General features: G+C 68.1%; 9 protein-coding genes. 2 read left to right on the forward strand and 7 right to left on the reverse strand.

The window, feature by feature from the left end; translation table 11 throughout:
• Positions 1–8: 8 nt before the first annotated feature.
• Both zwf and ACFSXZ_RS28680 read left to right on the forward strand, forming a co-directional pair.
• Complete coding sequence (gene zwf / locus ACFSXZ_RS28675; RefSeq protein ID WP_378268335.1) at positions 9–1,142, forward strand: glucose-6-phosphate dehydrogenase; 1,134 nt, start codon at positions 9–11, stop codon at positions 1,140–1,142.
• Between the two features lie 184 nt (positions 1,143–1,326).
• Positions 1,327–1,662, forward strand: coding sequence for a carboxymuconolactone decarboxylase family protein (locus ACFSXZ_RS28680; protein ID WP_378268336.1), 336 nt, complete (start codon positions 1,327–1,329; stop codon positions 1,660–1,662).
• 82 nt (positions 1,663–1,744) lie between these two features.
• Here the strand turns inward: ACFSXZ_RS28680 and ACFSXZ_RS28685 are convergent, their stop codons facing one another.
• The 7 genes from ACFSXZ_RS28685 to ACFSXZ_RS28715 all read right to left on the reverse strand — a co-directional run bounded on the left by ACFSXZ_RS28685 (position 1,745) and on the right by ACFSXZ_RS28715 (position 11,828).
• Positions 1,745–2,461: a helix-turn-helix transcriptional regulator gene (locus tag ACFSXZ_RS28685; protein ID WP_378268337.1), complete on the reverse strand. Its 717-nt coding sequence runs from the start codon at positions 2,459–2,461 to the stop codon at positions 1,745–1,747.
• A gap of 66 nt (positions 2,462–2,527) precedes the next feature.
• On the reverse strand, positions 2,528–2,800 hold the full coding sequence (locus ACFSXZ_RS28690; protein WP_378268338.1) for a metal-sensitive transcriptional regulator: 273 nt from the start codon (positions 2,798–2,800) through the stop codon (positions 2,528–2,530).
• A gap of 149 nt (positions 2,801–2,949) precedes the next feature.
• Entirely contained in the window at positions 2,950–3,750 is an 801-nt protein-coding gene (locus tag ACFSXZ_RS28695; RefSeq protein ID WP_378268339.1) for a sulfite exporter TauE/SafE family protein, read from the reverse strand.
• Positions 3,747–5,114: an MBL fold metallo-hydrolase gene (locus tag ACFSXZ_RS28700; protein WP_378268340.1), complete on the reverse strand. Its 1,368-nt coding sequence runs from the start codon at positions 5,112–5,114 to the stop codon at positions 3,747–3,749. The genes ACFSXZ_RS28695 and ACFSXZ_RS28700 overlap by 4 nt, the downstream gene beginning before the upstream one ends.
• A 195-nt stretch (positions 5,115–5,309) precedes the next feature.
• Positions 5,310–6,236, reverse strand: a complete 927-nt coding sequence (locus tag ACFSXZ_RS28705) for a S1C family serine protease (protein ID WP_378268341.1) — start codon at positions 6,234–6,236, stop codon at positions 5,310–5,312.
• A 590-nt stretch (positions 6,237–6,826) separates the two neighbouring features.
• A complete protein-coding gene (locus tag ACFSXZ_RS28710) occupies positions 6,827–9,961 on the reverse strand; it encodes an FAD-binding and (Fe-S)-binding domain-containing protein (protein ID WP_378268342.1) in 3,135 nt (1,044 codons plus the stop codon).
• Positions 9,962–10,025: 64 nt separating this feature from the next.
• A complete protein-coding gene (locus ACFSXZ_RS28715) occupies positions 10,026–11,828 on the reverse strand; it encodes a thiamine pyrophosphate-requiring protein (protein WP_378268343.1) in 1,803 nt (600 codons plus the stop codon).
• Positions 11,829–11,971 lie beyond the last annotated feature (143 nt).

An 11,971-nucleotide genomic window follows, 5' to 3' on the forward strand; every position in this document is an offset into this window, starting at 1 on the left:
CGCGTCGAGTGCCTGGACCGTGGAGCGGTTTCGCGACCGGATCCGTTCGGCGGCTCGAGCCGCCGGATCTGTTCGAGAACGTCGTGACGGGACTGCATTCGGCCGGGCTGCATCGGAGGGGCCGGGTGGTCGTCGAGAAACCGTTCGGCCGGGACCTGGGCTCCGCACGGCACCTCAACGCCTGTCTGCATGAGGTGTTCGCCGAAGCCGACATCTTCCGCATCGATCACTTCCTCGGCAAAGAACCGGTGCAGAACGTGCTGATCACGCGCTTCGCCAACGCCGTCCTGGAACCGCTGTGGAACCGCAACTACGTAGCCCAGGTGCAGTTGACCATGACGGAGTCGTTCGGCGTGGAGGGACGAGGTGCCTTCTACGATCGGGTCGGGACGGTGCGGGACGTGGTGCAGAACCACCTGCTGCAGGTGGTTGCCTTGCTGGCGATGGAGCCGCCGGTCTCGGCCGATCCCAGTGCGCTGCGCGACGAGAAGGTCAAGATGCTCCGCGCGACCAGGGCGGTGAATCCCACGGACGTGGTCCGCGGCCAGTATCTGGGCTACCGGGACGAAGCCGGGGTGGCGGCCGACTCGGTGACGGAGACCTTTGCCGCGCTGCGATTGGAGATCGATTCCTGGCGATGGACGGGAGTGCCGTTCTCCCTACGGGCCGGCAAGTCACTCGCGTGCACGGTCACCGAGGCGATCGTCGAATTCCGGGAGCCACCTCGCTTGTTGTTCGCCGATCGGGGTGTGGCGTGCCCGGAGCCCAACCAGTTGCGGTTCCGGGTCAAGCCGGACGGGTTGATCACCTTGCGCCTGCAGGCGAAGGTGCCAGGTGGTCAGCTGGTCAGCGAACCGGTGGCGTTGACGATGTCGGAGGCCGAGGCGTTGGGCGAAGGCCCCGCCGCCTACGAACAGTTGCTCGACGACGCGTTGGCGGGCAACCTGTCCCGGTTCGCCCGGGAGGACGCGGTCGAGGAGGCGTGGCGGATCGTCGAGCCCGCCCTGGGCGAGTCAGCACCGCCGCTGCCCTATCAACGAGGATCCTGGGGCCCCGCTGACGCTGACTCTGTGGTCCGGCGGCGCGGTGGCTGGCGCTCGTGCACGCTGTCGCGGCCGGCTTGGAGCGCCGGCTCGGCATGACGTTCACCGGGGTTGACCGATCGAGATCGTAAACACTATTTTCATATTAAATATCAACGTTGTTCGGGGTCGGCCGGCGACGAACCGGCCACTCCCGTCGCGGGCGTCCAGCACCGAATCCGGGAGCAGCGGGAAGGCGGTCGATACCTGCCGCTCCACCACCGTCCTGGGAAGGAATCCGATCATGAACGATGACGTGTATCCGCGTGCCACGCGCGAAATCGGCCAACAGCGCCGAGAACTGGCGCCCGAGATCCACCACGCCTTCGACGAGTTCAGCAAGAAGGTGTTCGCCGAGGGCGCCCTCCCCGAGAAGACCAAGCAACTCATCGCGGTCGCCGTGGCGCACGTGACGCAGTGCCCGTACTGCATCTCCGGGCACACCACACTCGCGCACCGTAAGGGCGCCACCGACCAAGAGATCATGGAAGCGATCTGGGTTGCCGCGGAAATGCGCGCAGGCGGCGCGTTCGCCCACTCGGCGGTGGCACTGCAGGCCCTCAATCACGCGCACCGGTAGGTCCACACCGGACGGCCGTGCGGACCGGCGTTCTCAGCCCCGACAGCGGGAGGAGAATCAGCCTGACGAATCGCGTCGAGGATTACCGGCCGCGACGGCCGCCCGTGCGGGCTGCGTGACCCTTTACCGGCGCCAGATGCGCCAGACACAACGACGGCTCGACGAACGGCTCCAGCCGGTCCGCCCTCAGCGGAGCCCGGACCTCCTGCAGCACCCCGCGCATCAGCCCCAAGTGCAACGAGCACACCACATCCCGGTGCTGCTCGGCCACCTCGCGGAACGGACAGTGCCGCAACGGAATCACCGGACGATCCGCATCCTCTACTTGATCCGGCGCGAAACCCGCGTCGGTCAACACCGCCGACAACCGGCGTACCCCCTCCGCGGCGTCCACCCGCTGCGACGGCGCCGGTCGGTCCGCCAGGTAGCGTCCCCACGCCTCGCCCGCGGTCTCGGCGGCTTTCCCGGGATCCGGCAGGGTGTCGGCGACCAGGCCGGTGAGCATCTCCGCCAGCAACCGGTAACTGCGCTGCCCGGCCGGCACGTCAGTCGCGGTGGCCAGGTAGACGGTGCGGGGCCGGCCCGGCTGGCTACGCTCCTCGACCTGCCGCTCGGCAAGACCCGCGTCGACCAGCCCGTCCAGATGAAACCGGGCCGTGTTCGAATGCAGCCCAACCTGATCGGCGACATCCTGCACGCCCACCGGCTCGCCCGCCGCGCGCAGCACCTCCAGCACCCGGGCCCGGCTCTCGCCCAGCACCGGACGCGTCTCCGGATCGATCAAGACCTGCTCGCTCATAGCACGCATTTTAGCTGAACGAGTTAGGAGAAACTGTGCGAGACCGCGGGCGGGTGGACCTCGGGTTCACGCCAGACTGAGAAACAGCTTCTCCAACTGCGCCCGGTCGACCTCGGCCTCCGGCTTCCCCGCACGCCCATCGGCAAGGCACTTGTCCATCCCGGTGGCGATGATCTTGAACCCGGCCCGGTCCAGTGCGCGGGACGCGGCGGCCAGTTGCGTGATCACGTCCTTGCAGTCCCGGCCGGACTCGATCATCTGGATGATCCCGCCGATCTGCCCCTGAGCACGGCGCAGCCGCTTCACCACGTCGGACAACTCGTCCGCCTCGAACTTCACCGGAACCTCCCTGTCGTTACCCCCCGGGGTACCACAGTACCCCGGCGCAGGCCTGGGCGGGCGCGACCTCCATGCGCACGACCGCGCGCGGCAGCACAATGCCGTGCTCGGCCGAAGGTGTTCTTGGTCTTTTCCACGGTCACCCTTCCTCACAACTGGATCGCGCTTCGCGCGGCCGTGTAGAGCGCGACCGCCAGCAGCATGACCGCGAAGGCCTTGGTGAGTTTTTCCGGCGCGACGCGGGAGGCGACCCGGTTGCCGAACACGACACCGGCGACCGCGGCGGCCAGGAACACGCCGAGCATGGGCCAGTCGAACGTGGCGCCGTGGCCCATCACCCGCGTGCCCAGCGCGACCGCGCTGTTGATCACGATCACGACCAGCGAAGTGCCCACGGCGGTGGCGGTGTCGTAACCCAGCACCAGCACCAGAGCGGGCACCACCACGAAACCGCCGCCCACGCCGAAGAACCCGGTGACCAGACCGACCACGGTCGCCGCGGCGACCACCTTGACCGCGCACGCGATGTCGACCCGCGGCTTGGTGACGACACCCCCTCCCCCGCTGCCGCCGCAGGATTCCCTTGGGCGTTTGTGCCCGCGCCGCAGCATCGCCACACCCGCAGCCACCATCAGGCCCGCGAATCCCAGCAGCAGGACGTTCGGATCGGCCAGCGCGCTGGCCTGGGAGCCCAGCACCGACCCGGCGGCACCGAGCACCCCGAAGACCAGGCCCGGCACCAACCGCACCCGCCCGGCCCGCCAGTGCGCCCCGACCCCGGCCAGCGCCGCCCCACCGACCACCAGCAGCGACGTGGTCGTCGCCTCATGCGGCGACTGGCCAAGCAGGTAGACCAGCGCGGGCACGGTCAGAATCGAGCCACCCGCGCCGAGCGCGCCCAGACTGAGCCCGATCACCAGGCCCACCGGAAGCGCGAGCAGCAGGTTCATCGGGCGGCCGGCTCCGCGGTGACAACCGCAAGGCCCGCGGGCGCGGCCCTGTCGTAGTCGTCGTCAATGGGCACGACACGCCGTCCGGCCGCGGCGAGCAGGGATGCGGCGATGGAGGCGCGATAGCCGGAAGCGCAGTGCACCCACACCTCGCCCTCGGGCACCTCGCCCATCCGGTCGAGCAACTCGTGCAGCGGAACATGGACCGAGCCCTCGATATGCCCCTCTGCCCATTCCTGGTCGCGACGGACGTCGAGGACCGTCACCGGCCGGTGATGCCGCACCTGCGCCAGGTCCGCGAACGCCGCCGTGGGATGGGAGCGAAGCTCGCCGTCGGTCCATTCGCGCGGGGAACCGGTCGCGGCGGCCTCGATCCGGTCGATGCCGATGCGCACCAGTTCCCGCTGCGCCGTCGCGACGTCCCCGGCCGTGGCGCCCAGCACGGTCAACGGCGTGCCCCACGGGATCAGCCAACCGAGGTAGGTCGCGAAGTTGCCGTCCAGACCGAAGTTGAGTGTGCCCGCCACATACCCGGCGGCGAACGCGGTGCGGTTACGGAGATCGACCACCCACTCCCCGGCCTCGATCCGGCGGCGCACCTCGGCGGCGTCCGCGCGGCGCGGCGGGGCCAGATCGGGCTCACGTGGTCCCGCGGCGTTGGCCGGGCCCATGTGCACGTAGTACGCCGGGTACGCGTCGAGCCCGCCCAGCAGCGCGTCGACATACTCCTGTTCCGGCTGGGTCAGCACCGGGTTCGCCCGCTTCTCGCGGCCGATCGTGGACGACGCGGCTTCGGACTGGGTGGCTGAGCAGAAACTGCCGAACCCATGCGTCGGGAACACCCGCGTGTCGTCCGGCAACTCCGCGGCCAGCCGGTGCGCCGACGCGTACTGGGCATGCACCAGCTCACTCGTGTGCGACGGCCCGAGCAGGTCCGGGCGGCCCGTCGAACCGAACAGCAGCGAGCCACCGGTGAACACCGCCGGTGTTTCACCCGGTACCTCCAGCACATAGGCGAGGTGGGTGAACGTATGTCCTGGCGTGGCCACAGCCCGCACCCGCATCGAACCGACCTCGACGGCCTGCCCAGGTTCGATCGGGTTCCGCTCGAACGACACCTTGTCCGCCGCGTTGACGTGATAGGCCGCACCGGTCAGACGCGCGAGAGCAAGTCCACCGGTCACATAGTCGTTGTGGATATGCGTCTCGAACACGTCGGTCAACCGGACACCACGGTCCTCCAGCACCGTGAGTACACGGTCGATGTCACGCTGCGGGTCCACCACGAACGCGACCTGGCCGTCGTGCACCACGTAACTCCGGTCACCGAGAGTCGGTGTGTCGATCGGGACGAATTCCGGCATCGCTCCTCCTTCGTGCCGAAATACCCCGGGGGGTACCTTCACGACCCAGGCTACGCGAGCGCCACGCACCCTCGCAACTACCCCCGGGGGTATACAGAGCCCGATCGGCCTGGACAGCCTCGCCGATCAGAAGCCGGTCGGTGACCCGCAGACGGCGACCACCCTCTGCCAGTGGCCGGAGAAGATCAGCCCGGTTCAGCCGGGCAGTTCGCCCAGCACCGCGTGCACGTCCGCCGTGCTGCCGTCCGGATGGCGGACGTTCACCGTCACCGTGTCGCCGGGCTTCGCCGCGGCGAGGGCACCGGCGAGCGCGTTCGAGTCCGCGATCGCGGTGCCGTTGATCGCGGTGATGATGTCACCGGCCCGGATTCCCGCCTTGTCGGCCGGGCCGCCCGGTGTCAGGCGCACCACCCCGGCACCGGCAGGCTGCCCTGACGCGTTGACGACCGTGCTCACCGCGACGCCCAGTTCCGCGCGATGCGAATCGACAACTCGTCCACTGTGGACGATCTGCCCGGCGATGTCCGTGACGGTGTTGGCCGGGATGGCGAATCCGATCCCGGGTGCCGCGCTGCCGTTCAACTGCGGATCGACCGCGGCGAGGGTCGGGACTCCGACGACCTGGCCGGAGAGGTCCACGAGGGCGCCCCCGCTGTTGCCCGGATTGATCGCCGCGGAGGTCTGAACGGCGTCGGGAATCGTCGCGCCCGGGCCCGATGATTCCGGCGGTTCGGTCACCGTGCGACCGGTCCCGGACACGATGCCGTTGGTGACGCTGCCGGAAAACCCCAGCGGATTGCCCATCGCCAGCACGATTTCGCCGCCGACGAGGGCATTGGAATCCCCGAACTTGGCCGGTGTCAACGAGGGTGGCGGGTTGTGCGGACGGATCACCGCCAGGTCGTCCGGTTGGTAGGCGCTGACCAGTGACGCGGACAGGGCCGGGCCGCCGCTGGGCAGGGTGACCTGGAAGGTCTGGTCGTTGCCGGTCACGTGGGCGTTGGTCACCAGGTCCCCTTGACGGTCGTAGACCACTCCCGAGCCGAGCCCCGAACTCGTGGTGATCTGCACGACCGACGGCAGCACCCGCTTGACGACGTCCTCGAAAGACGTCTGCAACATATTCGCGGTCCCGCCCGGGGCGGGGCCAGGCGCAGGCGCGCCTGGTGCCGAACCACCGCTCTCACCGCCCGTGCTGCACCCGCTCGTCAGAAACGCGGCCCCGGCCAGGGCCGTAACCGCGACCGTCAGCCCCGGAAACGACCCGGGCCGTCGCGTCATCGACATTCGCTGTATCGAAGCCCCACAAGTTCCGTCGTGTCGGACCACCTTGACCTTCCCGCTGAGGACGAGTCGAAACGCCGCGTCCGCAGCCCCGGTACAGCCGGTGCGGCGCGGGAGAAGCACGGCGCGCCGATGAGCAGCGCATGATCGAGGACACCGTCGAAGGGGTGACGGACCTGGCCTTCGTCTTGCCGCTGGTCTGGATCAGGGCGCGGCGGATGGCCCGGCTCCGGGGCAGGCGGATACACCCGTTGATCATGCGCGAATGTGATCGTGATGCCGCGTCGCTTTTTCTCGTGCGGGCGGATTCCTCGCATCGCGATCTGACCGACCTGTACCACCGGCCGGTCAGTCGCTCACGGACTTGCCGGACCATTCCCGTCATGGTGGCGGTGTACCCGGCCGATCACCCCGGAACCGCTTGGGGCTCAGCGGTTTCCGGACAATCGAGCAGCCCAGGCGCCGAGGCCCCACGTCGCGGCGGCGGCGCCGAGGACCGGTCCGGCCGTGCGGATGATCCTGCGGGACAGTGGTGGTCGTGGCTGTTCAGGTGTCTTCCCGCCATTGGCGGCCCTGGCCAGCACCTGACCGGTGTGCAGGGCCATGCGCCCGGTCCCGGCGTCGAGAATCTGAGTCTTGCACGAGAAGCCGTCCGCGACGATCGTCGTGGCCGCGGCGGCCTCGCGCACGGCGGGTAGCAACGCCTGTTCGCCGCAGTCCATCGAAATCCCGTACTTGCCGTCCTCGAAACCCCACGATCCGGCAAGTCCGCAACAGCCGCCGCTGAGGTTGTCCACCGTCATCCCGGCCTTTTCCAGCAGACGCTGGTTCGGTTCGACGCCACCCGTGGCGCGTTGGTGACAGTGTCCCCACAGCAGGGCGTGTCCGTCCACTTCGGGCGGTTCGATGCCGAAGGTGCCGAAGAATTCGGCGAAGTGGTAGGAATTGGCGGCCAGTCGCCGGGCGTCGTCGTCGTGAGGCAGCATCTTGATCAGCTCCTCCTTGAACACCGCGAGACAACTCGGTTCCATGCCCACCACGGGAATGTCGTCGCGCACGTACTCGCGCAATACGTCCAGCACGCGGCGAAGATACCGTTGGGCCGCACCCAGGAAACCGTAGTCGTAGAGCGGCCGTCCACAACAGACATGCGACTCGGGCATGATGACGCACCAGCCCGCGTTCTCCAGCGCTTCGACGCACGCGACGCCCACGTCGGTGTGCAGATGGTTGTTGAAGGTGTCCGGGAACAGGATCACCGGACGGCCGGACGGGTTGGCCGTGCCGTTGCGGCGCCGGAACCACTCCTGCAAGGTCATCGGCGCGAACTCCGGCAGCGGGCGACGCTGGTCGATGCCCCCGGCGAAGCGAGCGAGCCACGCCAGGCCCGGGGTGTGCGTGATCGCGTTGACCAGTTCCGGCACCAGCGACGCCAGTCGGGCGGCCTGGTCGATGAACCCGAAGGCATAGGCGTGCCGGGGCCGCCACCGCCGCCATGACCGGTAGTGGTGGTGGCGGAACTCGGCCTTGTAGGTCGGCATGTCCACATTGACCGGACAGTCGTTGGTGCATCCCTTGCAGGCCAGGCACAAGTCGAGCGCGTCGGCGACCTCACGTGACTGCCAGCCGTCGGTGATCACGTCACCTTGCAGCATCTCGAACAGCAACCGGGCCCGGCCGCGCGTGGTGTGCTTCTCCTCGCGGGTCACCTGGAAGCTCGGGCACATTGTCTGCTTCGGCTCCGGCACCCGGCACTTGCCGATCCCCACGCACCGCAACGCGGCGTGCGCGAAATCGCCTTTGTCCTCAGGGTAGGAGAACACGGTCTTCGGCCGGGGCGGGTTGTAGTCCGGCCCCAGCTTGAGGTTCTCGTCGAGCCGGTAGGCGTCGACGACCTTTCCGGGGTTCATCTTCGCGCCCGGGTCCCAGATGAGCTTGAACTCCCGCATGGCCTGCACCAGTTCGGGCCCGTACTGTCTGTCCAGCAGTTCGGCGCGCTGCTGACCGTCCCCGTGCTCGCCGGACAGTGATCCGCCGAACGACGTGACCAGGTCGGCGGCGTCTTCCAGGAACCGGCGGTAGGCCAGCACCCCGTGTCGCGTGCGCAGGTCGAAGTCGATGCGCGAATGGATGCAGCCCTGCGCCAGGTGTCCGTACATCGCCCCGCTCAAGCCGTGCGCGTTCATCAACTCCCGCAGCGCGCGGACGTAGTCGCCGATGCGGGCGGGCGGCACCGTCGAGTCCTCCCAGCCGGGCCAGTGGTCCCGGCCCTTCGAAAACGCGGTCGAGCCGAGCCCGCCTTCCCGGATCGCCCACAGGTCCTGGCTGCTGCCACCTTCCTGCACGCTCTTGGAGACCAGCATGCGGTCCCGTGGATAGTGTTTCTTCCGCGCCAGCCAGTCGACGAACCGCTCCGCCAGATCGACCGAGGTGTCCTTGTCATCGGCACCGAACTGCACGAGCAGCCAGGCGTTGCCGTCCCGGTGCGGCAACTCGGCGATGTCGGCGGTGTGCATCGCCAGTTCCCGCTGGTCCTCGATCAGTTCGCGGTCGAGGACCTCCAGTCCGATCGGCCGCCACTTCTCCACCATTTCCTGGGTGTCGCGGGCGGCGGTGGGCAGGTCGTCGTAGCCGACCACGACCAGCGTGCGCTGAAACAGTCCCGGCGTGAGCTTCACCTGAGCCCGTAGCACGGTCGCGCACGTGCCTTCCGTGCCGACCAGCGCGCGGGCGACGTTGAATCCCTTCTCCGGCAACAGTTCGTCGAGGTTGTAACCCGACACCCGCCGCGGCATCGTCTCGACCGACGGGAATCCTCTCCGGATCGCTTCGGCGTACCGGTCGCGCAGATCCCGCAGACTCGCGTAGATCTCGCCCTTCCGTCCGCCCGCCGCGATGATTTCCTCCAGGTCCGGTTCTTCGTTCACACCGACCCAGAACCGCTCCCCCTCGTAGGTGACGATTTCCAGCGCTTCCACGTTGTCCGACGTCCGCGGACCCGGCCCGTAGAGCTGCGCCTGGACCGAGTGGATACCGCAGGAATTGTTGCCCACGTTTCCGCCGATGGTGCACCGCGAATGCGTCGACGGGTCCGGGCCGAAGATCAGGCCGTGCTTTCCCGTCACCCGGTTGAGGTCCTCGTTGATAATCCCGTTTTCGCAGGTCGCGAGCCTGCGTTCCGCGTCGACTTCCCCCACCGTGGTGAGGTATTTCGAATGGTCGATGACCACGGCGTAGTTCACCGTTTCCCCGGAGAGACTGGTGCCACCGCCCCGGCTCAGGATCGGCGCGCCATGGTCGTGACACACCCGGTGGGTGGCGACCACGTCGTCCAACGTCCTGGGGACCACCACGCCGATCGGCACCTGCCGGAAGTTCGACGCGTCGTTGGCGTACAAGGCAAGCGAGCCGCGGTCGAACCGCACCTCACCCTCCACCGCCTCGGCGAGCGCGGTTTCCAGCTGGCGCACGCGCAGCCGCTGCCGGCCCCGTGGCGGCCCAGGGAACTCCGGCGCCGTCTTGGCCGGAACATCCCGGAATCGCGCATCCGTCCTCAGTGCCATCGCTTCGCCTTTCCCTCGGGGATCTGCACATGGACGTCGACGCGTCCGACGGTGGGGGCGGCGTTCATCGGTCGCTGTCGCGGCCGGGGAGCTGCTCGTAGAACTCCGCCAGTTTCTGCCGGAATCCCCGGACCGCCATGCCGACCTTCTCGGGATCCTTCACCGCGGCCTTGGCCGCCTTCTTGCCCTGCGTGTACATGATGTGCGGCGGGATCGGCGGCACCTCGGCGTCCACTTTGAACTCCAGCACGACCGGCACCTCGCTGGCCAGCGCCGCCTCCCACGCCGCGCCGACCTGGTCCTGCCGGTCACAGTAGATGCCTCGCAGACCGAGCAGTTCGGCGTAGCGGGCATAGGGAACGTCGGGGACGTCCTGCGAGCCGGGGAACTTCGGTTCGCCTGCCATGGCCCGCTGTTCCCAGGTGACCTGGTTGAGGTCCTGGTTGTTGAACACACAGAACACCAGCGGCGGTGAGCCCCCGAGCCGGTCGATATACCGCTTGACCGTGATCATCTCGTTCATGCCGTTCATCTGGAACGCGCCGTCGCCGACGAACGCGATCACCGGCCGGTCGGGGTAGGCGAAGCGCGCGCCGATCGCGTAGGGCACGCCGGGCCCCATGGTCGCCAGCGTCCCGGACAGGGACGCGCGCATTCCCTTGCGCAGCTTCAGATGACGCGCCCACCAGTTGGTGGCCGATCCCGAATCGGCGGTGAGAATGCAGCCCTCCGGCAGGCGCGGGGACAACTCGTGGGCGACGGTCTGCGGGTTCACCTCACCGTCGAAATGCTGGCCCGCGCGGTCGTCGAGGATGCGGTCCCAGGTACGGACGTCCTTTTCGATCTTCTCCCGCCAGCTCCGGTCCTGCTTGGGTTTCAGCAACGGAAGCAGCGCCTTGAGGGTCTCCTTCGCGTCGCCGACCAGATGGGCGTCCATCGGATAACGAATCCCGATCATCCGGCCGTCGATGTCGATCTCCACCCCGCGCGCGCTGCCCTCGTCCGGCAACCATTCGGCATACGGGAAACTGGTGCCGATCATGAACAGCGTGTCGCAGTTCATCACCATTTCGTCACTGGCCTTCGTGCCCAGCAGGCCGATCGGCCCGGTGACGAACGGCAGATCATCGGGCAGCACCTCCCGCCCCAGCAACGCCTTGGCCACCCCCGCGCCCAGCGTCTCAGCGGCCTGCACGACCTCATCGGTGGCGTGCGCGGCCCCCTGCCCGATCAGCATCGCCACCTTCTTGCCCTCGTTGAGCACATCCGCCGCCACCCGCAGTTCGTCCTCGTTCGGCAGCAACCGCGGCTGACTCCAGCCCACGCTGGAAAAGACGGCACCGTGCGTCTTCGGCGGCGCCGGCTGGGCCTTCTCCTCCTGGATGTCCTCCGGAATCACGATCGTGGCCACACTTCGCGTGGTCAGGGCGGTCTTGAAGGCCCGGTCGATGACATGCCGCACCTGCGCCGGGTGCATGCAGATCTGCACGAATTCCGACACATCGGCGAACAGGTGTTCCAGCGCGATCTCCTGCTGGTAGTGCGTGCCCTGCGCGATCCGCTTCTGCTGTCCCACGATCGCCACCACCGGCTGGTGATCGAGTTTCGCGTCATAGAGCCCGTTGAGCAGGTGGATCGCCCCTGGCCCTGACGTCGCCATGCAACAGCCCACCTCGCCGGTGAACTTCGCGTGCGCGCACGCCATGAACGCGCCCATCTCCTCGTGCCGCGGCTGGATGAATTCCGGATCGCCCTGGGCACGATCGAACGCCCCCAGCATCCCGTTGATCCCATCCCCCGGATACGCGTATACCCGGTGAACACCCCACTGACGGATCCTGTCGAGCACATAATCCGAGACCTTCATCGATTCACCCGCTTCCTCGCACCGGTGTCCTTGTCCGCCGAGCTACCCGGGCAACGGCCCATCAAACATGTGCTCTATGCAAATGTCGTTCCGGGCAGCACACACTGACACCGTTCAACCGCAAGGAGTGGCGGCAAGTGACG

This window comes from Amycolatopsis pigmentata (assembly GCF_042684065.1).
In the GTDB taxonomy this organism is placed as follows: Bacteria; Actinomycetota; Actinomycetes; order Mycobacteriales; family Pseudonocardiaceae; genus Amycolatopsis_E; species Amycolatopsis_E pigmentata.